This is a genomic window from Variovorax sp. J2L1-78, from assembly GCF_030317205.1.
GTDB lineage: Bacteria > Pseudomonadota > Gammaproteobacteria > Burkholderiales > Burkholderiaceae_C > Variovorax > Variovorax arabinosiphilus.
In genome coordinates this window covers 196,723-223,350 of the sequence record NZ_JASZYB010000001.1, presented here as the reverse complement: position 1 = coordinate 223,350, position 26,628 = coordinate 196,723, and the positions used below count along the sequence as shown (strand labels likewise).

General features: G+C 64.1%; 28 protein-coding genes. 10 read left to right on the top strand and 18 right to left on the bottom strand.

The features are described from left to right. Positions 1-211 precede the first annotated feature (211 nt). Positions 212-424, bottom strand: a complete 213-nt coding sequence (locus tag QTH86_RS01050; protein WP_286646511.1) for a hypothetical protein — start codon at positions 422-424, stop codon at positions 212-214. Between the two features lie 135 nt (positions 425-559). Here QTH86_RS01050 and QTH86_RS01045 point away from each other — a divergent pair, with 135 nt between their 5' ends. From QTH86_RS01045 to QTH86_RS01035, 3 genes are all read left to right on the top strand, one after another. After that, positions 560-871 (top strand): plasmid stabilization protein, encoded by a 312-nt coding sequence (locus QTH86_RS01045; RefSeq protein ID WP_286646512.1) that lies wholly within the window; start codon positions 560-562, stop codon positions 869-871. A gap of 186 nt (positions 872-1,057) precedes the next feature. After that, positions 1,058-1,420: a GFA family protein gene (locus QTH86_RS01040; protein WP_286646513.1), complete on the top strand. Its 363-nt coding sequence runs from the start codon at positions 1,058-1,060 to the stop codon at positions 1,418-1,420. Positions 1,421-1,443: 23 nt separating this feature from the next. Beyond that, on the top strand, positions 1,444-1,968 hold the full coding sequence (locus QTH86_RS01035; protein ID WP_286646514.1) for a DUF1003 domain-containing protein: 525 nt from the start codon (positions 1,444-1,446) through the stop codon (positions 1,966-1,968). A gap of 203 nt (positions 1,969-2,171) precedes the next feature. Here the strand turns inward: QTH86_RS01035 and QTH86_RS01030 are convergent, their stop codons facing one another. The 3 genes from QTH86_RS01030 to QTH86_RS27085 form a co-directional block, all read right to left on the bottom strand. Continuing rightward, positions 2,172-2,537, bottom strand: a complete 366-nt coding sequence (locus QTH86_RS01030; protein ID WP_286646515.1) for a hypothetical protein — start codon at positions 2,535-2,537, stop codon at positions 2,172-2,174. 34 nt (positions 2,538-2,571) lie between these two features. Beyond that, positions 2,572-3,027, bottom strand: coding sequence for a GNAT family N-acetyltransferase (locus tag QTH86_RS01025; protein ID WP_353506076.1), 456 nt, complete (start codon positions 3,025-3,027; stop codon positions 2,572-2,574). 92 nt (positions 3,028-3,119) lie between these two features. Beyond that, positions 3,120-3,425, bottom strand: coding sequence for a MafI2 family immunity protein (locus tag QTH86_RS27085; RefSeq protein ID WP_506555348.1), 306 nt, complete (start codon positions 3,423-3,425; stop codon positions 3,120-3,122). On the opposite strand from QTH86_RS27085, the gene QTH86_RS01020 reads away from it, so the two are divergent. After that, entirely contained in the window at positions 3,319-3,717 is a 399-nt protein-coding gene (locus tag QTH86_RS01020; RefSeq protein WP_286646516.1) for a DUF4113 domain-containing protein, read from the top strand. The two genes, QTH86_RS27085 and QTH86_RS01020, sit on opposite strands and share 107 nt — an antisense overlap. 6 nt (positions 3,718-3,723) lie before the next feature. On the opposite strand, the gene QTH86_RS01015 is transcribed toward QTH86_RS01020, so the two are convergent. From QTH86_RS01015 to QTH86_RS00990, 6 genes are all read right to left on the bottom strand, one after another. Beyond that, positions 3,724-4,491 carry a hypothetical protein gene (locus QTH86_RS01015; RefSeq protein WP_286646517.1) on the bottom strand — a complete coding sequence of 256 codons (768 nt, stop codon included), beginning with the start codon at positions 4,489-4,491 and terminating at the stop codon, positions 3,724-3,726. 84 nt (positions 4,492-4,575) lie between these two features. Next, the gene (locus QTH86_RS01010) at positions 4,576-4,989 is read right to left on the bottom strand and encodes a GNAT family N-acetyltransferase (RefSeq protein WP_286646518.1); all 414 of its coding nucleotides are present in this window, start codon (positions 4,987-4,989) and stop codon (positions 4,576-4,578) included. Positions 4,990-5,311: 322 nt separating this feature from the next. After that, complete coding sequence (locus tag QTH86_RS01005; protein ID WP_286646519.1) at positions 5,312-5,623, bottom strand: hypothetical protein; 312 nt, start codon at positions 5,621-5,623, stop codon at positions 5,312-5,314. A gap of 431 nt (positions 5,624-6,054) precedes the next feature. Beyond that, positions 6,055-6,990, bottom strand: coding sequence for a DNA/RNA non-specific endonuclease (locus QTH86_RS01000; RefSeq protein WP_286646520.1), 936 nt, complete (start codon positions 6,988-6,990; stop codon positions 6,055-6,057). 56 nt (positions 6,991-7,046) lie between these two features. Beyond that, the gene (locus tag QTH86_RS00995) at positions 7,047-7,286 is read right to left on the bottom strand and encodes a hypothetical protein (RefSeq protein WP_286646521.1); all 240 of its coding nucleotides are present in this window, start codon (positions 7,284-7,286) and stop codon (positions 7,047-7,049) included. Between the two features lie 12 nt (positions 7,287-7,298). Further along, positions 7,299-8,795, bottom strand: a complete 1,497-nt coding sequence (locus tag QTH86_RS00990) for a S8 family peptidase (RefSeq protein ID WP_286646522.1) — start codon at positions 8,793-8,795, stop codon at positions 7,299-7,301. A 390-nt stretch (positions 8,796-9,185) separates the two neighbouring features. Between QTH86_RS00990 and QTH86_RS00985 the strand changes: the two genes are divergently transcribed. Further along, positions 9,186-11,144, top strand: coding sequence for a hybrid sensor histidine kinase/response regulator (locus QTH86_RS00985; RefSeq protein WP_286646523.1), 1,959 nt, complete (start codon positions 9,186-9,188; stop codon positions 11,142-11,144). On the opposite strand, the gene QTH86_RS00980 is transcribed toward QTH86_RS00985, so the two are convergent. The 4 genes from QTH86_RS00980 to QTH86_RS00965 form a co-directional block, all read right to left on the bottom strand. Beyond that, entirely contained in the window at positions 11,141-11,629 is a 489-nt protein-coding gene (locus QTH86_RS00980) for a hypothetical protein (protein ID WP_286646524.1), read from the bottom strand. The two genes, QTH86_RS00985 and QTH86_RS00980, sit on opposite strands and share 4 nt — an antisense overlap. A 13-nt stretch (positions 11,630-11,642) precedes the next feature. Then, positions 11,643-12,797, bottom strand: a complete 1,155-nt coding sequence (locus QTH86_RS00975) for a zinc-dependent alcohol dehydrogenase (protein ID WP_286646525.1) — start codon at positions 12,795-12,797, stop codon at positions 11,643-11,645. A 263-nt stretch (positions 12,798-13,060) separates the two neighbouring features. Then, a complete protein-coding gene (locus QTH86_RS00970) occupies positions 13,061-13,534 on the bottom strand; it encodes an AtaL-like protein (RefSeq protein WP_286646526.1) in 474 nt (157 codons plus the stop codon). A 38-nt stretch (positions 13,535-13,572) separates the two neighbouring features. Beyond that, a complete protein-coding gene (locus tag QTH86_RS00965) occupies positions 13,573-14,442 on the bottom strand; it encodes an SDR family oxidoreductase (RefSeq protein WP_286646527.1) in 870 nt (289 codons plus the stop codon). Between the two features lie 100 nt (positions 14,443-14,542). Here QTH86_RS00965 and QTH86_RS00960 point away from each other — a divergent pair, with 100 nt between their 5' ends. Next, complete coding sequence (locus QTH86_RS00960) at positions 14,543-15,439, top strand: LysR family transcriptional regulator (protein WP_286646790.1); 897 nt, start codon at positions 14,543-14,545, stop codon at positions 15,437-15,439. 180 nt (positions 15,440-15,619) lie between these two features. Here the strand turns inward: QTH86_RS00960 and gudD are convergent, their stop codons facing one another. Genes gudD through kdgD form a run of 3 tightly spaced genes read right to left on the bottom strand, consistent with a single transcriptional unit; the run spans position 15,620 to position 18,932 of the window. Then, entirely contained in the window at positions 15,620-16,987 is a 1,368-nt protein-coding gene (gene gudD / locus QTH86_RS00955) for a glucarate dehydratase (protein ID WP_286646528.1), read from the bottom strand. Between the two features lie 43 nt (positions 16,988-17,030). Beyond that, entirely contained in the window at positions 17,031-17,993 is a 963-nt protein-coding gene (locus tag QTH86_RS00950; RefSeq protein ID WP_286646529.1) for a Bug family tripartite tricarboxylate transporter substrate binding protein, read from the bottom strand. 27 nt (positions 17,994-18,020) lie between these two features. Continuing rightward, complete coding sequence (kdgD, locus tag QTH86_RS00945) at positions 18,021-18,932, bottom strand: 5-dehydro-4-deoxyglucarate dehydratase (protein ID WP_286646530.1); 912 nt, start codon at positions 18,930-18,932, stop codon at positions 18,021-18,023. 261 nt (positions 18,933-19,193) lie between these two features. Here kdgD and QTH86_RS00940 point away from each other — a divergent pair, with 261 nt between their 5' ends. The 3 genes from QTH86_RS00940 to QTH86_RS00930 all read left to right on the top strand — a co-directional run bounded on the left by QTH86_RS00940 (position 19,194) and on the right by QTH86_RS00930 (position 24,347). Further along, positions 19,194-20,933 carry a PHB depolymerase family esterase gene (locus tag QTH86_RS00940; protein ID WP_286646531.1) on the top strand — a complete coding sequence of 580 codons (1,740 nt, stop codon included), beginning with the start codon at positions 19,194-19,196 and terminating at the stop codon, positions 20,931-20,933. A 198-nt stretch (positions 20,934-21,131) separates the two neighbouring features. Then, the gene (locus QTH86_RS00935) at positions 21,132-23,372 is read left to right on the top strand and encodes an MBL fold metallo-hydrolase (protein ID WP_286649411.1); all 2,241 of its coding nucleotides are present in this window, start codon (positions 21,132-21,134) and stop codon (positions 23,370-23,372) included. Between the two features lie 72 nt (positions 23,373-23,444). Then, positions 23,445-24,347 (top strand): tetratricopeptide repeat protein, encoded by a 903-nt coding sequence (locus QTH86_RS00930; RefSeq protein WP_286649363.1) that lies wholly within the window; start codon positions 23,445-23,447, stop codon positions 24,345-24,347. 28 nt (positions 24,348-24,375) lie between these two features. On the opposite strand, the gene QTH86_RS00925 is transcribed toward QTH86_RS00930, so the two are convergent. Next, positions 24,376-25,347: a LacI family DNA-binding transcriptional regulator gene (locus QTH86_RS00925; protein ID WP_286646534.1), complete on the bottom strand. Its 972-nt coding sequence runs from the start codon at positions 25,345-25,347 to the stop codon at positions 24,376-24,378. Positions 25,348-25,508: 161 nt separating this feature from the next. Between QTH86_RS00925 and QTH86_RS00920 the strand changes: the two genes are divergently transcribed. Beyond that, positions 25,509-26,588 carry a LacI family DNA-binding transcriptional regulator gene (locus tag QTH86_RS00920; protein WP_286646535.1) on the top strand — a complete coding sequence of 360 codons (1,080 nt, stop codon included), beginning with the start codon at positions 25,509-25,511 and terminating at the stop codon, positions 26,586-26,588. The last annotated feature ends 40 nt before the right edge of the window (positions 26,589-26,628 follow it).

Sequence of the window (26,628 nt, the reverse complement as noted above, 5' to 3'; positions counted from 1 at the left end):
GAATCACCTGAACAAGATGCCCGCGAGCAGCAGAATGGATGAGCATGCCTGCCGACCTCTGCCGCGCCGGGCCCGGGGTCGCGTAGCGCGTGCCGCTTCGGTTCTTGCGGTGGCCATCGCGGCAGAAAACGGGCGCAACAAGGGCCCCCGCAGCGGCTGACGCAAGGAGCTCGAGCACTGCGCTCGACGTTCGTCTAAGAATGCACGAGTCTCACTTCGTACCGCCGGGGTGCCGCGCGGCATGATCGATCACATCGGTAACCTCCTTCGGCTGCGTCATGAAGACCGCATGACTTGCCTGGACGTCCTGGACGGTCGCACCGATGCGTGCGGCCATCTTGCGCAGCATCCATCCATAAGGTGGCGACACCGCCATGTTGATGGGGACATGCAAGTCCCCCAGAAATGCGGGAGGCCGTGCCATGGGCAGGGTCGCAGCGGCATCGCCAACCTCGGGCAAGCGCGTTCAGCACTGACCTACACCGCCTGCGGCGCGCTGCGCCCATAAAAGACGGTCGGCCGAAGGACGTCCGCGGCCAATTTAGACCAGGAGCGCAACATGCCAAGAGGTGACAAGTCGTCCTACACGGACAAGCAAAGACGCCAGACGGAACACATCGAGGAAGGCTACGAGAAGCGCGGCGTTTCCAAGCCCGAAGCCGAGCGACGCGCCTACGCGACCGTCAACGCCGAGAGTGGTGGTGGCAAGAAGAGCGGCTCCGGTCGCGGCCGCCCGCTGAACCACGCACCATCGCGCAAGGGCGGACATGCGGGTGGCGCGGCATCGGGCCGCCGCACGGCTGCCGAGCGATCCGAATCCGCCAAGAAGGCCGCGGCCACACGCCGGCGCAACGCAGAGAAAGCGAGCTGATCCACCGCCCACATGGGTGCCAGCGCAGGGTCTGACGAAGCGGGCTGAGCGGCATCGGCCGGGAGCCGGCTCAGCCACGCGCAACCGGCGCCAATCCCGACGGCCGGCCGCGCGCCCAAAGAATTCCTCGCTGATCTGCAGGATCCAACGCGAACGTCATCCCCTACGTCCTAACCCAGACACGCCATGCATCTCGAAGGTTCTTGCCACTGCGGCAGCGTCAAGCTCTGTGCCGAGTCGAACGAATTCCTTCCGTTCATGCGCTGCTATTGCTCGATCTGGCGCAAGACCACCGACGCGGCGGGTTATGCGATCAACATCGGCCCGGACAACCGGACGATGAAGATCACCGGCAGACAACATCTGCGTGTCTATCGCGCCCCGCTCGACAACGAGACCCGACCTGATCCATCCACTGACTGCACCTCTTGGGCCACTCCTGCCGCACGTGGAGACCGGGCCTGGCAGCGAGGCGAACTGCGCCGACGTACAGCAGTCCGCTGGCGCAGCTGTCAATCACGCGCGACCGGCCCGCAAGCCTGCGGGTGAACCGCTGTAGGAGTGAAACCCTTATGACTCGCAAGAGCGCCCCTGAGCCGGTCGGCGTGACTGAATTGACGCACCGCAACATCGAATCAATTCTTTGTCTAGAGGATAAGGAAAAGCGCTCCAAGCCGTGGCTCTATAAAGCGGTCGCCAAGGCAGCGGCGTTCTGCGGTACCGTGGCCTTTCTTTGGGCCAACGTGGCCGTATTTGCAGCATGGATCGCGGTGAACGAAGTGTTCATTCGTGTCGATCCCTACCCGTTTACCTTTCTGCTCTTCCTGGTTTCTTTGGAAGCCATTTTCCTTTCGGTGTTGATTCTCATCAGCCAGAACATGGCTTCCGAGGTCAGCGAGCGCAGGCACCATTTGGACTTGCAAATCAATCTTCTGAACGAGCGTGAGATGACGGCGCTGCTCAAGCTGTCGCTGCGCATGGCGGAGAAACTGAAGATGGACGATGAGGACCTCACGGAAATCCGTGCCTTGACGGATGACACGGATCCCGGCGCCGTGCTGCACCAGATCGTCGACGCAGAGCTTGCCCACAAGTGAGACCCTGTGTGCGCTAGTGTCACCTTGCGAGCGTTTGCTGCCGATTGGAACTCCACACGTTCGGCTGCGCCGCTACCCGACAGTGCTAAAAGCCGGTGTTGCCGAGCTTGAGGCGCTGGGAGCGCCAAGTTTGGCCCCAGGAAGAAGACACTAGCGCGGTTGGCTGATGGTTGGCTTTCACAGACCGCCTGCTCGCTGTGCGATCAGGATCCCACAGATGGACCAGTTGGCCGGCCGACTGTGGGATCGCACCGTTTCCAGAGTCGCAGCGCATCGTCAAAGGTCACCCGATGCAGGTGCAGCGCGGCGACAAGCTCGTCCTCGTAGTCCGCATCAGCCCACTGCTCGAACACGACATCTCCGCGGCGGTAGACGTAGACAACGAACATTGGCCCCTCGTCGCTTCCGAAGCGAAGGAAGGCGCCACGATGCTCCTCGTAGTCGGCTTCGGTCAGGTGAGGATGGCTTTCGATGAAGACCTGCCTCAGCGCGTCTTCCAAGTCGCTGTCAGATGGGTCGCGAATGTCGCCGCCAAATCGGCGGCTGAGGATAAGAAACGATTCACTCAAGCAATGTCTCCTGATGGCGGTGGATTCGCAGGCCCTACAGTTCAACCGTCGAGAGTTGATACCTCGCAAACGAAGTGGCTCCTATCTTTACCACGCTATGCAGCTCGAATCCGAAGCTCTCATAGAGACTTCGTAGCCCTCGGCGGTCCGCGACGCAGTCCAGGCGAAGGTGAGCACGCCCAAGCTCTTGGGCTCGTGTCCGCGCATAGGACAGGAGCTCGGTCGAGACCCCCTTCTTCGCCCACGCTCGGCGAACGGCGAGCTTGTGAACAAATGCTGAGGTGCCAGCCAGGACCTCGGGCCAAAAATGGGCGTCCTCCAACTCGAACTTCATGACGCCAGCCACGTGTTCGCCTTGCCGGGCAACGTGGAAGAGCTCCCTGCTTACGTCCCGCAGGACGCGTTCGTGACCGATTTCGGCTGCTGACCAAAGAGCTCGACCGTCGCCGGCGAGCCATTCAGCCGCCTCTTGTAGAACAGCGGCAATCATCGGCACATCGGAGGAGCTCGCTTCCTGGATGTTCATAGACGAGAGTTCATTGAGCGACCGCAGCGAAGGTCCGGTGTTGGGCGATGGGGGGCTTACGGGCCCCGTGCTGCGACGCGGCGGTAACCCACCTGTGCAAGGGGCGACAAAGTTGGCGCCACCGAGTAGTGCTCATGAATACGCCACGGCGAGGAAAAGTCGGCGATGACCTCCGTCGCTGCTATCGCGAGCAAGTCTCTGTCCTCTGCAGTTGCCGCCGGGTCTATTTCATAGAGAAGGCTGACAATCTTTCGCGTGCAATCTGCGTCAATTGAAGCCTGGCGCAAACTGCTCACCACTACGCTCGAAAGTGCACGCTTCAACGAGGCCAACAAAAAGCTTTGGACTTCGATTTCAGTCATTTTATGGATGGAAGAATGTCCGCTTCTGGCCGAATTTTGCGGCACAGGCGAACGTCCGGTTCTGGCCGAATTCTGCCGCGCAGGCGAACATCCGGTTCTGCCGCTAAAAGCGGCCGGTCGCACGATGCCCCAGGGCACGTTCGATGCCCTGAACACGCGCTACGGCCGCGGGTCGATCCAGCTGGCCAGCGCCGGCGTTGGTGGGTCCGATCGGACTTGGACGATGAAGCAGGAGCTGAAGACGCCCAACTACACGACGTGCTGGAAGGATCTGCCGCGAGCGCGCGCTTAAGCAAATTCAGTTGCGGTTTGCGGATGTTCTCAGCTCACGTTCGACGACCGCTACTCGAGCGCCAAGCGCTTCGAAGCGATGCACCCAAGAATCCTTCGCTGCTAAGCTGACGTTGTCGACCAAAAGCGGCAAGGGCAATTGATGCTTGAGCTTCAGCAGGCTTGCGCCGGCGAGGTGCCTGTAGTCAGGATGCGCCTTGAGCGCGGTCAGCACCTGCAGGGGCTGAGGGCCTAGGTCCGTCAGGTGCGCCGTGTAGAAAAAAACCTTGGACGAAACCTCTTCTGCCAGATCTGGCGCATTGATTTCGATGCGCTCCATCAGCATTCGAAGATTCGGGAACAGCGGCTGCGGCGACCAGCGGCCGCTTCCGTGCCAGTCCCAGAGCACCGGCACTTCGGCCTGGCTGATGTCACCAATCAACGGATCGCCGTTGGCATTTTGCAGGACCACCCAGTGCGGCTGCCATTCACCGCTTTCCACGGCATCGCTCCACACTAGATGCGTCGGCGTACTCGCCTCCTGATCCAGGATGAAACGGTAGCCCTCCATGGACGCCAGGAGGCCGGGCACATCGACCGCACCCGAGCCGGTAAGCTCGCTATGGCAACCCTCGCGCCAATTTGCCTCGCTCAGCACGAGTGAATGGGTTCCCATGCTGCGACACCAGGTGAACCATTCCTGCATCGGTGGAGGCAAGGGCGGCAGAGCGAACTGCGCCGCCAACGAGGCCTGGATGTCGGCGGCATGAGGCCAGTCGTCGGGTGTCAGTGTCATGGATGTTCGAAGATTTCTCCAGCTTGCTTCCGCTGTCTGCGCTGCCCAGTGTCCGATCGTGGCCGAATCTTGCCGTCACCGGGTCTAGGCTGAAACCAGCGGCGGCTTCTTGAACATTACCGTCATCTCGCTCGTGGGGCGGCGATAGCCACAAGCCTCAAAGAATCGCTTGGCTTCTCCCAGGGCCTTTACGTAGACGGGAATGCCGGGAAACGCTTCCTCGACTGCGCCGATGAGTGCGCGTCCTATGCCCAAGCGCTGGGCGTTTGGACGAACGACCAGTTCACCCAACATCGTGGTGAACGCTCCATCGCTGAACGCAGAGACGTAGCCGAGCAAGAAGCCCTCGTGAGAGCGCGCATGCACGACCAGCGGGTAGGCGGAGTTCGACCGTCGAAACAAATCCTCGTCGTATCCCTCTCCCCACCCAGCCGACTCCATCAATGCAGCGAACTCTTGCCAAGTGACCGTTCGGCGCGACGAGATTTGGTAGCTCATGGAAGAAGCCTACTCGACGCGACCCGGCTCGCTTGATGTCTGCTTTTGGCCGCATGCAGGCGGCCCGTGGCGCGCGGACTGCATGGTTCTACGGCCGGGCCTGCGCTATACGGCCGCGAGAATGCACACAGCTCCATTTCGCGAACACGATAGGACAGCGAACCCGTCAAGATGCGACGAGAACCCTCACACTTGGCTTGTGTCTGCGCCAGATTTGCTGTGCCACAGCTGTGCCTCAAACAGGCGTTTTTCGGGGTTGGCAAGCGCTGCAAGTCGTTGATTTAATTGACTTTTAGCAGCCCGAATGCGCCTGCGGGTCCCCTTAGAACCGGCCCTTTCCGGCCCGCCCCGCTTCTCGGAGAACGGATCGCGCCCGCTGCGCGGCCAGCTGGAGCCAGGAGGACTTGGGCACGGGATCGGACGCCCGGTACTGCGGATAGTGCAATCGCAGCAGTTCCTCGTTGCCTTTCTCTGTGATGGCGACGACTTTGACCGCGCCCGCCGGCGGCTCCTCAGGTACGGCGATGACCAGGCCCGCTTGGCGCAGGATCCTGACGGCGTCGACATCTTTCGGGGTGGCGAAGGATGCCGGAAGTGGTGCGGCGGCGATCTGCCGCAAGAGCTCGATGGACATGACGTTCTCCTCTCTGATGTTCAAAAACCGGCGCGCAAAAGCGTAGCGATTTGTCGGTTTTTTTCAAGTCGGCGTGCGTCCTACGAGCGATCAGGTCGTGGTGCGTCGAGCGGCACTTCTCAAGTCCTGCGCAGTCCTCCGGCGGCGACGCACCATTGCTCACGCCCATGAAGCTGTGCTCAAGCCTCGGACCGGATCCTCGGTGATGGGGAAGGTGAAGCAGGCACATCGTTCATGGGAAGCGCGCAGCCTATGGGGATCCGAGCGACGTCCGGGCGGCCATACTCCAACCTCGAGGGCCGGTGTGACCGATGCGGTCAAGTTGCTCGGACGCCCTGCGGTCACCGGAGCGAGCAGAACCACGTCGTACGTCGATGCGGGGGTCGTGCTTCCGCGTATCCGTGGGCAGTGCTTCTTCGTGTTTCTTGAGGTCAGGCCAGCATGATGTCGCGCACATCGCGAAGCGATGCCGCGAAGGCTTCCCCCGCCTCGGCCAGGACATCACGCGCCGTGAGATCACCGAAAGACAGTCCCGTGATCTTTTCGATCGCAGCCAGTGGCCGCTGCTGGTTCTCGAAGTCACCGAAAACGAACGTCGGCTTGAGCTCGGCCACGGCTTTGGCCTGCGACGCCACGTAGCCTGTCGCCGTGAGCTCGCCCGTCTCGTCGTGCAGAAAGGCCACGACCTTCCAGAAGCGCACCGGTATCTTGATCCCTTTCACCACCGGATCATCAACCGCAAAGATCGGCCCCGTGAACACGCTCACCCGCATCTTGTCGCTGTTCGTGTTGGCCAGAATGTAGTCTTCAATATCGCCCCACAGACCCGCATTGAAATGCTGCACCTGGGGCGCTGCGTTCGTCGCGTGAAAGGTGTCCGCATCGGCCAGCGCGGCCACGGCCTTGGAACCCCAGTCGGGGTCCTTGCGGCGCGTCATGTGCCCACGGCTGAAATAGCCGTCACGCTCATTGCCATAGACCTCCTTGAGGATCTGGAATTTCTCGGGAATGCGCGGGTCGAATTTCCAGATATCACCCCGGTTGATCGCCTGGGCCTTGGCGCCATCGACGTTGCAGGCGCTGAAGATGGGCATGCGCCGCGATTTCGAGACCGCCGTGGAAAAGTGGGTGTAGTCCAGCACGTGCGTCTTGGCCCCCTTCCACGCGAAGGACACCGCATCGCGCTTGGCTGCGGCCCCCAGGCGCGGTAGCTCGACGGGGATGGTCGCATCGATGAAATCCGGCGCGTAGCCGGTCCGGTCCTCGTAGCTCTCGATCGGATCCGGGGTCAGGCGCACCCGCTGCGCATCCAGCTCCTGGGTCGGTGTGAACCGCAAACGCGGGGTGAGCTTCGTTTCTTTGACCATTTCGGATGCTCTCCGCCCAAGAAAAAGCCCGGTTGCCCGGGCCTGTTGTCGCCAGCCTAAACCGGCGCTTTGACGTGTTTGTGCGGCGGGGCAACCCCGACGCTGCGCACCGGAGAGAACGTCCAGTTCTGGCACTGCTGAACCACGGCCGCCACCTCGGCTTCGGGTCCCTCCACCAGGATAGAACCCGGCATGTGGTCAACCACCTTGGCCGTCTTCAGGGCGGACATGACCGAACGCTCCTCCTGACGCGAAGGATCGCTGGTGCCTTGGTAGAGAAGGACAAAACGGCTCATGACCGAAACACTTTACTTTAAAAGGCCAGCACCCTCAAATAGCGCACCGAAACCCATCGGCTGCGTGGTATTGAGCGCCAGTTTGACGATGGCGTCCGAGCGTTTTTGGTCGCGATCCATGCCCAGGATCTTGGGGTTGCGTCCCAGAAGCCGTGCCAGCGCCCCGGTCGTCACCGGACAGGCCATCGAAGTCCCATCCATGACGGCGTAGCCGCCAGGATAGGTGGACACGACGCCAACACCGGGTCCCACCAAGTCGACCTCGCTGCCTATGTTGCTGAACGATGCCATGAAGTTCTTCTTGTCCGACCCGAATGGCTTGAGCACCTCAAGGTCCTGCGCCGCGCCTGCCGGCCAGGTGCCTTTGCGGCCAAAGGCCGAGACGCCCATCACTGGGCTGTAACGCGCCGGGTAGTTCACTGCGCCGCGGTAGTCGTTGCCAGCGGCGGCAATGCACAACACCCCCATGGCGCGCGCCCGGTGAATTTCCCGGAGCACGTCCGGTACATCGGCTTCACCGCCCAGCGACAGGTTGATGAGATCGCAGCCGTCGTCCACGGCCTGCCGGATGCCCTTGGCGATGTTGAACGACAGCGCTTTTTCCTGTCCTTCGCCGAACACACGGTAGACGTGCAGCTCGACCCCGGGCGCGACACCACGCACCCCCTTGCCAGGCTGGCCGCGCCCAGCAATGATCCCGGCCACATGGGTGCCGTGGCCGAGCAGATCGGAAAAGTTCTTGGCACCCTCGCCCTTGACGACATTGAGCCCCTTGAAGCGCAGATCCGCGTGTTTGCTGGCGCCGGTATCGACCACGGCCACCTTGACGCCCTGCCCGTCCGTATCCGCCCCTTCGAAGCCAAAGTGCCCCCGTACCTCCTGCGCGGCCAGGTCGATGGGCTTGCAAGCCAAGGTGACGGCGCCGTCGGACATCGCCACACCCTTGGCATAGCCGGGCCAGTACCCCGAGGGCACAAAAGCCTCCACGGACTCCAGCATTGCAGCGCTGGCGGGGAACAGGAGCTTGGCCACGCCCTTGCCGTTGGTCTTGTTGCTGGCACCGATGCGGGCCGCGCGGTCGATCAGGCCAACGACATCCACGCCGGGCAACCCAGCGCCCGTTGTGGCATCTGTGACCGTCACCTCGATCACGACCTTCAGGCCGGCGGACACACCCAGAACCGGGGCAAGCCTGAAGCGCTGGAGCCACAAAGGCTCGAGTTCGCCAACCGGCACGACGCGCAACCCCGGGTGGGCACGCAGCAGATTCACCCGTTCGGACTCGCCCATCGACACCAGGACCGTGTCGCTCGGCGCGACTTCATCGACCAGCGTGACATCCAGGTCCGCCTTGCCAGGAGACAACGCGACAGGGGATTGCGTACCGGCGTGCAATTGTCGGCTGGCCGATCGAAGGAAAGCCTGCCCACCCCCTGGGTTGTCGGCGTTCCAGATATTCAGATTGGGAAGGATCACGAACAGTGATTTCCCGTGTCTTGCTTCTGCCATGGCCATTCCTTTTCAGGTTCGACGTTCCGGGTGCTCGTGGCACGGAGCCTTCGTTGCCGCACCCGTTTGATTCTTCATTGGATGACGTCCGTTGCCAAGTCGGCGCCGCATTGCGAAATGCTTCGAGCATGCGCGGAATCAACGCCTCCACGCTGACCGGCGCACCGTCGATCTGCGTGTGGAACGCTGCGTAGCGCTCCAGGCGGTCCTTCATCGTTGGTATGCGGATGAAGACGCAGGATCGAAGCCGAGCAGCCGAGCAGCCGAGTCGGCGCAGTCGTCATCGTGCCGTGACCCGAGCACGATCGGCTGCGGGAGGACGGCTTGGAAACTTGTCCCTCAGTTGCATGCACGAGGCAAAATCTCGCATTCCTCTCTAAAACTCACCGTATGACTAGCCAAATCCAGCTCGATGACAACAGGCTGTTGGAACTGCAAAGGTTTGAACTGCTGGTTTCGGCAATCCACGATTACGCAATCTACATGCTCGATGCACAAGGCTATGTGGTGAGTTGGAATACGGGAGCAGCCCGCTTCAAGGGGTATGCAGCCCATGAAATCATCGGTGAGCACTTTTCCCGCTTCTATTCACCCGAAGATCAAGCGTTGGGCATTCCGGGTCGGGCCCTGAAGACAGCGGAAGCCGAGGGGACGTTTCAAGCCGAAGGGTGGCGGGTTCGCAAGGATGGTTCGCGTTTCTGGGCGAATGTTGTGATCGATCCCATCTATACGGCCGACCGACGCCTGCTCGGTTTTGCCAAGATTACAAGGGACATCGGCGAGCAGCGCGCTGCCGAAGAGGTGCTCCGCAAGCGGGAACAGGAGTTCCGTCTTCTGGTTCAAGGGGTGACGGACTATGCGCTCTACATGCTCGACCCTTCTGGCGTGATCACCAGCTGGAACGCGGGCGCGCAGCGGATCAAGGGATACGCCGAAGCCGAAGTGCTCGGGACGCATTTCTCGCGTTTCTATACCCCGGAAGATCAGGCGTCCGGCCTGCCGAAACGCGCGCTCGCCACAGCGCTGGCCGAAGGCCGCTTCGAGCACGAGGGCTGGCGGGTTCGCAAGGACGGTTCCCGTTTTGTCGCGCACGTCGTGATCGACCCCATCCACGATGCCGATGGAAAATTCGTCGGCTACGCCAAGATCACTCGCGACGTCACTGAACGGCGAGCAGCCGCGGAGGCTTTGAAACGCTCGGAACAGGCCTTGCTGCAATCGCAGAAGATGGAAACCATCGGCAAACTCACCGGCGGCGTCGCCCATGACTTCAACAATCTGCTGCAGGTCATCGCAGGCAATTTGCAGCTGCTTTCCCGCGACGTCGCGGGCAACGAACGCGCCGAGCGACGTGTTCAGAACGCGATTGCCGGTGTGCGGCGTGGTGCCAAGCTGGCCGGACACCTGCTGGCATTCGGCAGGCGGCAGACGCTGGAGCCCAAGGTCATCCATCTGGGCCACTTCATCACCACGATGGACGATGTGCTGCAACGTGCCCTGGGAGAAGCAGTGCAGGTGCAGACCGACGTTGCAGAGGGCCTGTGGAACACCTGCATCGATCTCGCCCAGCTCGAGAACGCATTGCTGAACCTAGCCATCAACGCGCGCGACGCCATGGCTGGCGAAGGCAAACTCACCGTTGAAATCGGCAACGCCCTGCTGGATGACTCGTATGCGCGCGCGCATGCGGAAGTCGATGCCGGCGAATACGTCATGCTCGCCGTCTCCGATACCGGCAGCGGCATGTCGCCCGAAGTCATCGCGCACGCCTTTGATCCGTTCTACACCACCAAGCCCGAGGGGAAAGGAACGGGTCTGGGCCTCTCGATGGTCTACGGCTTCGTGAAGCAGTCCGGCGGCCACGTGAAGATCTACAGCGAGCCCGGCGACGGGACGACCGTGAAGCTCTACTTGCCGCGATCGACGGAGTCCGTACATCTGCTGGCTCCGGCTGATACGCGGCCCGCCGTCGGCGGAACGGAGACGATCCTGGTGGCGGAGGACGACGAGCAGGTGCGTGCCACGGTTGTGGAAACGCTGCAGGAGTTGGGGTATCAAGTGCTTGTCGCGAGCGGTGCCGAGGAGGCGCTTGCCGTGGTGAACAGCGGCATCAAGATCGATCTCCTGTTCACAGATGTCGTGATGCCCGGCCCTCTGCGGAGCCCGGATCTCGCGCGCATGGCAAGAGAGCGCCTGCCCGCGCTGGCGGTGCTGTTTACCTCGGGGTACACGCGAAACGCGATCGTGCACGGCGGCCGTCTCGACCCTGGCGTGGAACTCCTCAGCAAACCCTATTCGCGGGAGGACCTGGCGCGCAGAATTCGGCACTCCTTGGCGCGCAAGGTCTAGCGTCGTGGGGACCTGCGGCGCGCCAAGAGGTACGCCGTTCCCAACACTGCCACAACGGCCAGCGCTTTCTTCGCTGCGCCGACGGGGTTGTGTTGGAGTTCGGCCCGACCGCCCATTTCGGAATAGATGCGGGGGACGTGGCCGCTGGCCAGGTCCTCGACGAGCCCCTCTCCGACATCGATGCGGTCCGCCAGCAGGAGCAGCAGCCAGTGCCGCAGATCGTTCTCGCTGTAGCCGAAGGCAAAGCGCCGCATTCCCCCGCTGAGCCCGCGCGGCGGCTGCCCGCTGCCAAACACCGGCGTCATGGCGGGCCGTTCGGTTGAACGCAGCACCTCGACGTGCCGTGGCTGCATCTCGGGCTCCTTCCAATGCACAGGAGGATCGAGCCTGGGCGGCGTCCGCTCCTTGGGGTAGGCCGGCCGGTTCGCGTGGTCCAGATCGGAGCCCCATCCCTTGATGTGGGCGAACTTCGTGGGTGTGTCCATGTGGAGCTCCTGATCAGACAGTGACACCGGGCGGAATCAGCACCGGCTTGATGCAACCATCGAGCTTGCTCGAGAACAGGTGGTAGGCGTCAGAGACCTCCTCGAGTGGCATGCGATGGGTGATGACCTTGTGCGGTTCGATGTGCCCGGCCCGGATGTGCTCCATCAGCCGGGGCAGGTGCCGCTTGACGCTGGCCTGGTTCATTCGCAGCGTCAGGCCCTTGTTGACCGCGTTGCCGATCGGCACCGCGTTGAAGGTCGGTCCGTAGACGCCGACGATGGAGACCGTACCGCCCTTTCGCACCGAGTTGATCGCCCAGTGCAGCACCGTCGCGGAGCCTGCCTGCATCTTCAGTTTCACACCGGTCAGCCGCTGCAACGCGCTGCCTGCTGCTTCGCATCCCACGCAATCGATGCAGACGTCGGCACCCAGCCAGTCGGTCATCTTCTTGATGTGGATCGCCATGTCGTCCACCGACTTGAAGTCGATCGTCTCGCACTGCGCAAAATTGCGCACGAAGTCCAGCCGGTATTCCAGATGATCCACCACGATCACCCGGCCGGCACCGAGGAGCCATGCAGACTTGGCGGCAAAGATGCCGACCGGTCCGGCGCCGAAGACGACGACGGTGTCACCTTCTCGAATGCCGCCCATCTCCGCCGCTTGGTAGCCCGTCGGAAATGCGTCGGTGAGCATCAGCGCATCTTCGAGCAGCAGGTCGTCCGGAATCTTGGTCGGCCCCACATCGGCGAAGGGCACACGCACGAACTGGGCTTGACCGCCGTCGAAGCCGCCCGCCGTGTGGGAGTAGCCATAGATGCCACCGACGGCCGTGGCCTGCGGATTGGTGTTGTGACAGTTGCCGTACAGCTCGCGCTGGCAGAAATAGCAGCTACCGCAAAAAACGTTGAAGGGGACCAGCACGCGGTCGCCGCGCTGGAGGTTCTGCACGGAATCGCCGATGTCCACCACCGTACCGACGAACTCGTGGCCGAAGGTCGTACCGACGCGCGTGTCCGGTACCAAGCCGTGGTACAGATGCAGATCCGAGCCGCAGATGCAGGAACGCAGCACCTGAACAATGGCGTCATTCGGGTGTTCGATCACGGGATCAGGCTTTTGAGAGGCGCGCACCCGGTACGGGCCTCGATAGTTAAGGGCGAGCATGGATGAGCCTCGGGTGGTTGGTGCAGGAGCGATCAGTCGAGATCGCACACCTCCTCCGCCTTGTCCGCCGGAGTGTGAAATGGGCGTAGGAAGAGAACCACGCAGGCCTCTGCGATGCGATTCATCTCGCAAGAGCGAGGGGGCGAGGGGCGCGACGCGGCTGCCAGCCACTAGAGACCAGATCCACGTCGACCCGACGCATGCTTGCCTGTGGCTCTGCGGTAACGACGGTCCGATCACCCATCGGGTCGTCGCCCCGTAGTTCACAGCTGTCGTTGAGCGAGCAGCGCGCGAGTGCGCTTCAGGGTAGATGCCAGAGCACCCCTGTAGCCTGCGTCGCTGTCCAACAAGGCCTGCTCCGCTCGCTCTTCTGCGCCGCCGGGGGGCTTGCCACGAAGCCCGAGGTAACCGTAGAAGCGGAGTTGAAGCTGGCCGGATGCGTCTTCGAACAGCTCGTTGATGATGGCGCCTTCCCGCGGCCCGGTGGCTTGGAAGAAAGTGACCTTGCGCTCCGGTTCGAAACAGATGATCTCGCGAAGATCCTGGCCAGCGATGGTGGCTTCGCGGACGATGTGCGTCGCGCCCTCTTCAACGACATCGCACTTCGTGCAAAGGTCGGGCGGCAAGAACTCTCTCGCGTCGCGCGCCTTGAGAACCAGGCCGGCCCATGCCTGGGCGCGCGTGAGTGGCACCTCGCCTTCCGGATTGACCGGAACCGTGGCAGTCGAGTAAATCATCGGGAACTCCTTCGTGTGCGTCGGTTGAAAATGCGGGCTCAGGCCGATGCCGAGACTTCAGATGCGAATTCGCGGTACGAGCGCAGCGGGCGGCCCAGCAGCGTCGTCAGGCGCTCCACGTCACCTGCGTCCGGGGTCATGCCCTCGGTGAGGAAGCGTTCGCTCATGAGGCGCATGTCGTACGCCATCCAGCTCGGCATGACGTTCAGCAGGTTCTTCTCGAAGCCCGCACTGTCGTCGCCGCCGTAGTTGATCGGGCGACCCAACACGTTCGACCAGATGCCGGCGACGTCGGATCCCGTGAGCGTCTCGGGGCCAACCAGATTGATCCGGCTCAGGGGGAGTGATTCAGGTGCCTGTTCTCTGCGAAGCAACTCCAAGGCCGCGATTTCCGCGATGTCACGCGTGTCGATCATGGCCAGGCCCTTGCTGCCGATCGGCATCGGATAGACGCCGTAGCCGGTCACGACATCCTTCACGGTGAGGTCGTTCTGCATGAAGTACGCGGGCCGCAGGATGGTGGCGCCGAAGCCCATCTGCTCGAGCATCCGCTCCACGCCGAACTTGCCCGCGAAGTGGGGAACGTTCAGGTACTTGTCGCTGTGGATCACCGACAGATAGACGATCCGATCGATCCCTGCGTCACGCGCCAGGTTGAGCGCGACCAACGCCTGCGTGAACTCGTCGGGAACAACGCCATTGAGCAGGAACAGCGTGGACGCCCCGGTCAAGGCGCGCCGGAGCGACGCCACGTCCAGCAGGTCGCCTTGGATGACCTCGATCCCCGACGGGAAATGGGTTTTCGAGGGATCGCGGACCAGTGCACGAACAGGGGCTCCCCGATCGACGAGTTGTTGGACGACTTGACGGCCGATGGCGCCGCTGGCGCCGGTAACGAGGATGGTCATGGAAAACTCCGATTTGGTTGGAAAGAACCCGAATCTTCTTCGTTCCATCATCAACCCACTAGCCGCTATATTTAGACACTTCGTCTCACTTGTGGAACACATGGACCTGCTTGCCTTGGCTGACTTCAACCTCGTTGCACGGCACGGCGGGTTCGGGCGGGCCGCCCGCGAATCGGGACGACCCAAAGCAACGCTGTCCCGTCGCGTCGCCGACCTGGAGCGTGGGCTCGACCTGCGCTTGTTCGAGCGTGGAGCGCGTGCCCTGAAGCTCACCGAGGAAGGGCGCGCCCTTCACGAGAGGACCACCGTCCTGCTCACCGAACTCGAGGAGACGGCGGCAGCGATCGCTTCCGGCGGAGATGCGCCGCGGGGCAGCTTGCGGGTGAGCGCCCCATTGCTCTTTTCGCAGGCGGCCATGGGAAAGCTCGCGGCCCAGTTCGCCCTGCGGTACCCCGAGATCCGGCTCGAGGTCACCACCGAGGACCGGGCGGTCGACATGGTCGAAGAGGGCTACGACCTGGTCATCCGAGTCAATCCGGATCCGGACGCCCGATTGGTCGGACGGATCTTCATGAGGGATCGACTTGTCGTGGTCGCAAGCCCCCACCTTAGGCGCCCGGCAGGCCGGGCGACGGTTCCCGCCGTGGCACGTGGAAAAGGACCAGGCGACGCAACGGCCTCATGGGAATACACCGGCCCATCCGGCAAGAAGCGCATCGAGGTGGAACATGCGTTGCGCCTGTCCTCGTTGTTCATGGTGCGCGACGCGGTGCGTGCGGGTGTCGGTGCTGCGCGCCTGCCTCTGTCTCTCGTGGCTGGGGATGTGGCCGCGGGAACGCTGGCGCACTGGGGTGATGTCGAGGGGCCAGAAATTGCACTCTGGGCGCTCTACCCGTCTCGCAGGCTTCTGAGCAGCCGCGTTTCCACCTTCCTCGATTTCCTGAAGGAGGCCTTTCCGACCGGGTCGCCCGAGGAGTTGGCGTCGTTCATGGATTGAAGCTTGCCCAGTCGACCGCACACGAGGCGCCAGCCAGCCTCCACCGCCCATGGCGGCCCGCTGCCCGGTGCGGGTGCGGGCGAACAGGACGTGAGGTTCTGACGGCGCGATGTCTCGCCGCAAGGAGAAATCCGCCGTGTGGGCGGGAGTGCGGTCCCGCAGCCTCTCCGAATCGCGACCTCAGCGCACCATGCAGGGCCGCTTGTTGTCGAACTGCCAGCCCGGGATCAGGTACTGCATGGCCTGCGCGTCGTCGCGCGCGCCCAGGCCGTGTTGGAGGTACAGCTGGTGCGCCTTCTCGACCTCGTCCATGTCCAGTTCCACGCCCAGGCCGCCCTTCTGGGGAACCTGCACGTAGCCGCCTTCGATCTGCAGCGGTTCCTTCGTCAGGCGCTGGCCGTCCTGCCAGATCCAGTGGGTGTCGATGGCGGTGACCTTGCCCGGTGCGGCCGCGGCCACGTGGGTGAACATCGCGAGCGACACGTCGAAGTGGTTGTTCGAATGCGAGCCCCAGGTCAGGCCCCAGGCCTGGCACAGCTGCGCCACGCGCACCGAGCCGGCCATGGTCCAGAAGTGCGGGTCGGCCAGCGGGATGTCGACCGACTGCAGCGACAGGCTGTGCACCATCTCGCGCCAGTCGGTGGCGACCATGTTGGTGGCGGTCGGCAGGCCGGTGGCGCGGCGGAATTCGGCCATCACCTCGCGGCCGGAGAACACGCCTTCGGCACCGCACGGGTCTTCGGCATAGGCCATCACGCCGTGCAGGTCGCGCGTGAGGCGGATCGCGTCCTTGAGCAGCCAGCCGCCGTTGGGGTCGAGCGTGACGCGCGCCTCGGGGAAGCGCTCGTGCAGCGCACGGATCGCCTCGACCTCCTCCTCGCCGCGCAGCACGCCGCCCTTGAGCTTGAAGTCGGTGAAGCCGTAGCGCGCATGGCTGGCCTCGGCCAGGCGCACGATGGCCTCGGGCGTCATGGCTTCTTCGTGACGCAGGCGGAACCAGTCGTTGTCCGCCTCGGGCTCGCTGCGGTACGGCAGGTCGGTCTTGGTGCGGTCGCCGACGTAGAACAGGTAGCCGAGCATCTGCACCGCATCGCGCTGCTGGCCTTCGCCGAGCAGTGCGGCGACCGGCACGTTCAGGTGCTGGCCCAGCAGGTCGAGCAGCGCGGCCTCGGCGGCCGTGACCGCGTGGATGGCGATGCGCAGGTCGAAGGTCTGCGTGCCGCGGCCACCGCTGTCGCGGTCGGCGAACTGGGCGCGCATGGCGTTGAGCACCGCGTTGTGCCGGCCGATGGGCTGACCGACGATCAGGCCACGCGCGTCTTCCAGCGTCTGGCGGATCTTCTCGCCGCCGGGCACCTCGCCCACGCCGGTGTGGCCGGCGCTGTCCTTGAGGATCAGCAGGTTGCGCGTGAAGAACGGCCCGTGCGCGCCGCTCAGGTTCATCAGCATGCCGTCGTGGCCCGCCACCGGGACCACGCGCAGTTCGGTGACGACGGGAGTGGGTGACAGCGAAAAAGAGGAAGAAGAGGAAGGAGAGGATGTCGTCATGGCTTCGAAGAAGAGGAAGGGGCCGCTGCACGGCCCTGGGCTGTCAATCTGCAGTGATCTTCCGGGTGTCGATCAGGGTCTTCCAGCGTGCCCATTCCCGTGCCTGGAAGGCGGTGAACTCGGCCGGCGTGCTGGCCACGATCTCCAGGCCCTGCTCCACCATTCGCTTCTTCACCTCGGGGTCGTTGATGGCCGCGATCGCCGCTGCACTCAGCTTCTCCTTCACGGCCGGCGGCAGGCCCTTGGGCGCTGCCAGGCCCTGCCACGAATACACCTCCGCCCCCTTCACGCCCGCCTCGGCCAGCGTGGGGACGTCGGGCAGCACGGGGGAACGCTTGTCGCCCGTCACGGCAATGGCATGCAGCTTGCCGGCCTTGATGTGCGGCAGCACCGCATTCACGTTCTGGAACGAGAAGTCGACCTGGCCGCCCAGCAGGTCGTTGATGGCCGGCGCGCCGCCCTTGTACGGGATGTGCAGCCCTTCGGTGCCGCTCTGTTGCCAGAACACCTCGGCCGACAGATGGTCCGACGAGCCGTTGCCCGAGCTGGCGAAACTCACCTTGCCCGGGTTCGCCTTCAGCGTCGCGATGACCTCGGCCACCGTGCGCTCCTTCTGCTTCGGGCTGGCCACCAGCACGTTGGGCGCCTGCACCGGCACGCTGATGTAGTCGAAGTCCTTGGTGGCGTCGTACGGCACGTTCTTCTGCAGATGCGGCGTGACGACGAACGCGCCCAGCGACGACACGAGCAGCGTGTAGCCGTCGGGTGCCGCCCGCTTCACGAAGCCTGCACCGATCGTGCCGGTCGCGCCCGGCTTGTTGTCGACCACGAAGGGCTGGCCGAGCTTGGTCTGCATGTGTAGCGCGATGGCGCGGGCGACCATGTCGGTGGAGCCACCCGCGGGGAACGGCACGACGATGGTCACCGACCTCTCGGGCCATGCGGTCGTCTGGGCCATGGCGCTCAGCGAGAGCGCACACGACAGGGCCATCAGCATTTTTTTCATGGTGTCTCCTGGTTGGGATGAAGAGGGTTACTGGGGACCGAGCTTGTCGATCAATGCCTTGAGGATGTCCATCTCGTCGGGCTTGAGGTCCGTCAGCGGCGGGCGCACCGGGCCCGCGTCGTGGCCGACGATCTTGGCGCCGGCCTTCACGATGCTCACCGCGTAACCCTGCATGCGGTTGCGCAGCTCGAGGTAGGGCATGAAGAAGTCCTTGAGCAGGCGGTGCTGCGTGGCCATGTCGTCGTCGCGCACGGCTTCGTAGAACTGCATCGCGGTCTTCGGGATGAAGTTGAAGACGGCCGACGAGTACACCGGCGTGCCCATCGCCTTGTAGGCGGCGGCATAGACCTCCGCCGTGGGCAGGCCGCCCAGGTAGGCGAAGCGCTCGCCCATACGCTGGTAGATCGCGACCATGGTCTCGATGTCGCCGATGCCGTCCTTGAAGCCCACGAGGTTCGGGTTGCGTTCGGCCAGCTTGGCCAGCGTCTCGGGCTTGAAGCGGGTCGAGCCGCGGTTGTAGATGATCACGCCGAAGTCCACGCTCTTGCACACGGCCTCGACGTGCGCCGCCAGGCCTTCCTGGCCGGCTTCGGTCAGGTAGTGCGGCAGCAGCAGGATGCCGTGCGCGCCGGCCTTCTCGGCCGCCTGGGCGCACTCGATGGCGAAGCGGGTCGGGCCGCCGGCGCCCGCGATGATCGGCACCACGCCGCGGCAGGTGTCGACCGCGGTCTTGATGATGCCGGGGTATTCCGCGCCGGTCAGCGAGAAGAATTCGCCGGTGCCGCCCGCAGCGAACAGGGCGCTCGCGCCGTAGGGCGCCAGCCATTCGAGGCGCTTCTCGTAGCTCGCCTTGTTGAAGTCGCCGTTCGCGTCGAAGTCGGTCAGCGGGAACGACAGCAGGCCGGAGCCCATGATGGATTTGAGTTCTTGCGGGTTCATGAGATGTCAGCGACTAGTTGAACGAAGGCCTGCGCGATCTGATGTCGTGGACGCGGGACGGGTGCAAAGCCTCGATTGTTATCGTTAACACTCAAATGCGATTTCGGGTTTACCCCAGAACCCCGGGAATGGACTCGCACTTCACGCAGCTCCCACGTTCTCCCTGGGAATTCCATATCTTGCCGGGTTTGCCCTCAGAAATCGTGATCCTGGTTGCGCTAACAATCCCAATTTGTTAACGATAACCAAAAGGAGACGTCCATGAAGACATTGACGATGCTGGCCGTCGCATCGGCCGTGCTTGCCGGCTGTGGAGGTGGTGGCTCGAGCGATGCCGCCCCACCTCCCCCGCCGGCGACCGAAGCGCCTGCGACGGTAACCGCCGAGTGCGCGGCGCTACCCAATGCGGCTGCCGCGCCCTCGGCGGCGGCCGTTCCGCTGGTGCTTCAGACCATCAAGGTCAATGGCGAGGACCGCCAGTACTACGAGTACGCGCCGAGCGACGTGGCCGCCCTTCGCGAGAGGGATGCTCGCGGTGTGGAAGTCGTCATCTCGTTGCACCGCGCGGGCCAGTCGGCCGAGGACAATGCACGACTGACCGGCTGGCCAACGCTTGCGCAGGAGAAAGGCTTCGTCGCCATCTTTCCGGTGGCCAAGTCCGGTGGCTGGAATACCGGCAGGGACGCGGCGCGGTCCGACGATCATGCGTTCGTCGTGGCCGCCGCAGCGGCGGTTCGCACCCGCTACGGCCTTCCATCGACGATGTCCACGTTCCTGACGGGCGCCGGCGCTGGCGGGTCCATGGCGCAGGAACTTGCCATGCGAGAACTCGGCGTCATGGCCACCGGCGTCGCCGCGTTCGGTGCAGCCGCCGAACCTGCCACCCTGAATCTCCCGGCGGAAAGCCTTCCCAAGACGGCCATGGCCGTCTGGCAATTCCAGTGCGGGCCGGACGCCTTCACGAAGCAGACGGACTTCTGGCGGCAGGCGAATGGCACGAATGCGCAGGCCCAAGCGGCCGCGGGAACCCTGCCGACGGTGACCGATTTCGTGAAAGAGAACCCCGTCCAGCAGGTGAAAGTCTCACGACTCGATCGCCCCGCCGAGTCGACCGAGCTATCGAGGCTGGTGTGGGATGAAATGTTCGGGAAGGTCGTGCGCTTTCCGGACAACAAGTCCTACAACGGGACCTTGCATGCGGAGAAGAGCATCGCGGACATGGGACTCGCGGAGACCAACAAAGCGTTGCGTCCGGGCGAGCCACGGCGATGGTTGACCTATGTTCCGCCGCAGTACCAGCAACTGGTCGCAGAAGGCAAGAAGCTGCCCCTTCTCTTCTCCTTCCATGGCCGCAACGGCTCTGCCCGTTTCCAGGCACAGATATCCGAATGGCACGACGTCGCGCGCGACGAGGGCTTCATCGTCGTGTACCCCCACGGCCTGCAGGCGACCTGGACGACCTCCATCGACGCGAACAACACCGACGTCCAGTTCTTCCTCGACCTGCTGGATGAGATGAAGCGGACGTACCAGATCGACGAAGGCCGCGTCTTCCTGAACGGCTCGTCGCAGGGCACCGCGCTGACGAACCGCATCGCGGTTCAATATCCCCAACTCTTCGCCGCGATCGCACCCTGCTACTCCGGGCACCTGTCGGCGGCGAGCTACGCCAACCCGATCGTGCGCTCCGACATCGCATTGCCTGTGTGGCAATGCCGGGGCGAACAGGAACTCCCCAGCGAATTCCCGGGTGGCACGGCCGGCGAGACGGCCGCCAGAACGTTCTGGCGCGAGACAGTGAACCAGAACTTCTCGTCGCCGAGCATCGCGATCGACGGTCGGCGCACGACCGAGATCTGGAACAGCGGACGCGCGGAGTACCGCTGGCAGATCACGTCGGACATCGGCCACGCCTGGCATCCCGGCCAAGCCAGAAAGATGTGGGACGAGATGCTCAAGCGCTACCGACGGAACCCGGATGGGTCGCTGCAACGACTCTGAGGCGATCAGCGTCTCTTATCGCTCGCGCTGGCCATGGTCGCCTCGACAGGCAGCGCGCACCTTTTCCCCTGGAGATCACCCATGAAATCAGTTCTTGGTCGCTTGAATGTTCCTGCGGCGCTTGTTGTTTCCGCGCTTGCCATGGGCTGTGGCGGAGGCCACTCCGACGGCGGCTCCAACACGGGGGGTGGCGGCACCGTGACCCCGCCCGTGCCCTCGGAGCCGCTCGTCCGCTCGGCTGGCCTCGTCTACGGCCCCCCCACCACCACGCCGGGCAATGCGGGCAACGACACCGTGAGCGTCGCAGTGCTGACGCAGAGCGGCGTCAGAACCCTGTCGACCACGGTGGCCGCCACCAAGACGGCCGCCGTCGTGGCCAATCTGGTGCCCGGCAATCTCGTGGACTGGATACCCGGCAGCGATGCGAACGGCGTGGCCGTGCCGCCAGACGCTGCGCAGACCTTCAACGTCATCCTGTCCAAGAAGAATTCGACAGCCGCACAGTTCAACCTCAAGAAATACGGTGCCGCGGTCAGCCGGCACGACAACGCACCGGGTCCCATGGTCGCGGCGGGCTGGGTCTACGGCAAGACAGGCACCACCATCACGGTGGGCGACGGCAACACCGTGATGGCGGACCAGGCCGGACGGCCATACGCACAACCGATCAAGCGCTACGAGGAAACCTATGCCGTCGCGTCGGACGTGAAGGTGTTCAACGTCAACACCGCCGATTACGCGAAGAGCACGGTCGCCGACTTCGCCTCGATCCCGGTCACGGCCAACTACGACTACGCCACGACATCGCGCCAGAGCGCCTATCTGCTGTTCGACGGCAACTACCTCCAGGCCGACACGGCCAAGGTCGTCGCGATCTGGTACTTCACGCCGCAATCGACGACCGACGGCAAGCCGGTCTGGGACGTGCCGACGCTCAGCACGATGCTCGACGACAAGGGCAACGACCCCGTGTCCGGCCAGCCTTTCAACAAGATCAACGCGACCACCCCGACGACGGCGCCCTACTCCCGCAGCACCGAGCCGTTCGAGATGGTGAAGAACACGATGTATTACGTGGGCGACAACGAGGTGGCGTCGTACCTGCTGAAGGCCGACATGGGCACGCCCAACGATCCGTCCGACGACAAGGTGATCAAGGTCGACGCAGGCTGGCCCAACAGCGGCTACCAGTACTGGAAGAACATGGAGCTCGTCGGCGTCGATCCGCGTGCGGTCACCGACATCTGGCTGACGCACGGGCACAGCGATCACTACGGCACCGTCGTCGAACAGCTCAAGATGATGGACCACGCCGGCAAGCCGATCGCGCTGTGGGCGTCGAAGGAAGATGCCGTGGGTGTCACCGCCGACCTGCAAGGCAATGTATGGAACATTGCAGGTGCCCTCCCCGCCAGCGAAACCGTGATCCGCGAGCGCGTGTCCCATTCGTACGAGTACGACAAGTGGTACGACTACGGGAACGTTCAGATCATGGTCATCTGGTCGCCGGGGCACACGCCGGGAAGCACCAACATGCTGTTCAAGGTGAAGAACCCGGACGACGGAAAGTTCTACACCTTCGGCTATCACGGGGGCTATGGCTTCAACGGTCTCAACAGCCCGACCGCCGCCAACGGCTGGCTGCGGCTCTCGTTCCAGCATGGCTTCAGCTACCTGCAGAACACGCTGGACGTGGACTTCGTCGCACCGCAGCACACCAACCAGTTCCCGATCGTCGAGGTCTATCAGGCGCTCAAGGCCTACAACCGCGACCCGGCGAATGCAGGCGCCCAACTGACCATGATGGATGCGATGCGGTCGAAGGTGTTCGATTCGCCGGCGATCGGTGGCGTCAATCTCACGGGCGAGTTCTCCAACCAGCTCGAGAAGCGACGCTCGGTCGCCTCGTATGCCGCGAGCGATGCCGCGAACGCCACGTACAAGAGCATCGAAACCTCCGGGCCTTTCAAGCCAGGTCGCGAAGCCGGCCTGACGGCGGTATCGGCCAGGCTCCTCGACGACGGGAAGATCATCCAGGGCTTTGTCGGACCGCAGAACAAGAACCCGAGATTTCCGCTGCTGGCCAACGGCATCACGACCTCGACCGACCAGTACGTGAACGACCCGGGCGGCTACTACGTCCAGGTGGCGATCGACGTTCAGGACACGGCCTACAAGGGCTACATCCCCGAAGGATTCACCCAGTTCAGCCCGGGGCTGAATGCATCCATCGTCTACAAGGGTGGCCCCGTCGAATCGGTCCACGCGGAGAAGGGGACCTTTCACCCGCCGGAGTACCTGCGCACCCAGCGCCTGAATTCCCTGGCCGACGCTCAGGCCGTGCTGGCCACCATCGGCAAGGGTCAAACGAAGACGATCTCACTGACCCGTGCCAGCGAGATCGTGGTCCCCACGAACGTCACTCAGACCTTCCAATAGCTCCAGGAGCAGAAAGCCCGTGATGCCGTGTGCTCCTGCACAAGCGTCGCGGGCGCTCGATCAGCCATGACCATGAAACCGCCCTCGTCCAGACTGGCGTGTTCGTTCGCGGCCGCGCTGCTGCTCTGCGCAACGGCAGCTGCATCCGGGCAGACCGCGACGTCTCCTCCGGCGACGGCCGCCCTGGCCTCTTCGGCCGAGCTGCGCGTGGAGACGCTGTCGTCGCGCGCAAGCGCGGGGGATGCGCAAGCGCAGTACGAGCTGGGGCGAAAGTACGCCGATGGCAACGGTGTCCCGATGGACCGGCCGCGGGCGCTCACGCTCTACACCGCATCCGCCGGACAGGGATTTGCAAAGGCGGAGTACGAAGTAGCCAACCATTACGGTGGCCGCACCGGTCAGGCGCTGGACCTGCGCGAATCGTTCAAGTATCTCGAGCGCGCCGCAACGCACGGGCATCTGCCGGCGCAGGTCGATATCGGTTTCCTCTACCTCAATGGCAACAGCCTCACACCCAAGGACCCCGCGAAGTCGTATCCCTGGTTCAGGCGTGCCGCGAACAACGGCTCGGTGATTGCCCAATGCATGCTGGGCGACTTCCACAGGCTCGGCCTGGGCGGCGTCGCGAAGGATGCCCGCGAAGCGTACAAGTGGTACCGAAGAACCGCCACCCGATCCGATCGGTGTGCAGCGAAGTCTCAGTACGAGCTGTATGCCAGCCACATGTCGGGACAAGGCGCTCGCAAGGACATGGCCACGGCCATGGTCTGGTTGAAACGATCAGCGGACGCCGACAACCCCCAGGCGCAGCGCACGCTGGGGCGGGCCTACGAAAGCGGCACAGGCGTCCCTCGGGACCCTGTGCTTGCCCGGATGTGGCTCAGAAAGTCCCGGGAAGGGGTGGCGCCGCACGACGACCATGAACATGAGGACGAGCCACCGTCCGGACAGGCCCATCGCGGGCATGCGCACTGACCCCGAGGCGGACGTTTCCCGCCGCGCCTCAGGCGCTGGCGCGTCGGACGATCGTGAAGCCGACGTCCACGACCATCTCGGCCGGACGCCGCCCAGCGGCCCGCTCGACGATGCAGTCCGCGGCGATCTGACCGATGCGGCGCCCATCGATGCGCACGGTGGTCAACGCAGGATCGAGGTCCGCCGCGAAGTTCAGATCACCGAAGCCGACGACGGCCAGGTCGGCAGGAACGTCGATGCCGGCAACGCGCGCCTCGGTGAGGACGCCCAGTGCCAGCATGTCGGAACTGCAGAAGACGCCATCGATCGCAAGATTCGATTGAAGGATCGAGCGCAATGCGCGCCGGCCATCACTGAGCTTGGTAGGCGCAGGCACCAGGTGCGTGATCGGGGCCGCAGCGCCCTGCGCCTGGACCGCCGCCTTGAACGCCTCGGCGCGACGGACCGAGCGGGGGTCGTCGCCACCGATCAGTGCGAGACGCTGTCGACCTTTCTGCAGAAGAAAATCAGCCACGCTGCGTCCGACCGCCTCGTGGGAAAAGCCGACCAGCATGTCGATCGGGTCGAGCGCCACGTCCCAGGTCTCGACGATGGGAATGCCTGCCGCCAGAAGCCGCTGGCGGCCCAACGCGCTGGGCAGGACGCCCGTGAGCACGATCCCGTCGGGCCGACGCCCGATGATGTCGCGCACCAACTCGTCTTCGGTGGAACTGTTGTACCCGCTCTGCCCGACCATGAGCTGATAGCCCTGCTGCTGCAAGCGCGAGTTGAGCGCTTCGACCGTCTCCAGGAAGACGGGGCCAGAGAGGGTCGGCACCACCGCCGACACCAGGCGTGTCTTGCTCGAGCGCAGCCCGCCGGCGCCCCGGTTGGGCACGTAGCCGGTCGACGCGACCGCAGCCTGCACCTTGGCCAGTGTCTTCGCATGGACCGAGTGCGGCGCGTTGAACACCCGGGACACCGTCATTGCGGACACCCCGGCCAGCTTGGCGACATCCATCACGGTGACGCTCGGATGGCGAGGCTGGAGGAGACGATCTGTCATGGTGGTTGGGAGCGCACTATAACGGCCGGCCCGGCACTTGCCAGGCGTGCGCAGGTGCGCCCCGGTGCGGCTCTGGAACCGAGTAAGCTTTTCGAACCCCTACTCGCCTCTCTCGCATGCCGGCCCCTTCGAAGAAACCGCCCAGCGCCGCGCCACCTGCGTCCGCGTCGTTGCCCACGCGGCGTGGGCGCGCATCGGGCGGCACCACCCTCTTGGAGGTTGCACGATTGGCGGGGGTTTCGGCCATGAGCGTGTCCCGGGCACTGAACGCCCCGAACCAGGTGTCGCCCAGCATCCTCGCAAAGGTCCGCGCAGCGGTCGACGCGACGGGCTATGTGGCCAACAGGATCGCCGGAAGCCTTGCGTCCCGACGGAGTCGCCTGGTCGCCGCGGTCGTTCCCTCGATCGCGGGACCGGTGTTCCAGGGCATGGTCCAGTCGCTCATCGCCGAACTGGCGGCACACGATCACCAGTTGATGCTCGGTCAGAGCGGCTATGGCACACAGGAAGAAGATGCGCTGCTCGAGGCCATCATCGGGCGCCGCCCGGACGGCATCGTGCTCGGCGGCGTGGTGCCCTCCCCCGCGGGTCGACGGCGCCTGGCAGCGTCCGGCATCCCCGTGGTGGAGACATGGGACATGGTGGCCGACCCGATCGACATGCTGGTCGGCTTTTCGCACGAAGCCATTGCCGCGACCGTGGCGTCTTTTCTGATCGAGCGCGGCCATCGCCATTTGGGCTTCGTCGGCGGCAACCATGAGCGCGCCGCCCGCCGCGCGCGCGCCTTCGCCGATGCCGCGCTGAACCGCCCCGAGGGCGTCCCCGCGAGCACCGTCGTGGTCGAGACCGTGGTCGCGCCAGCGACGGTACGCAGCGGGCGAGATGCCCTGCGCGAGATGCTGCAGCGCGAACCCCGGACCGACGCGGTCTTCTGCAGTTCCGATGTGCTCGCGCTGGGCGTCGTGACCGAGGCAGGGGCCCGCGGTCTGCGCGTGCCGCAGGACATCGCCGTGATCGGCTTCGGGGATCTCGACTTCGCCGCGGACGTGTCGCCATCGCTCACGACCGTCCGCATCGACAGCACACGCATCGGCCAGCTCGCGGCGCAGTTCATCGTGCGCCGCAGCCAAGGCCTCGACGTCGACCACGCCCGGGTCGATGTCGGTTTTTCCATCGTCCCACGCGAAAGCGCCTAGATAGAAACCCGCGTACGGTGGCGGCGATGTCGTCGTACGA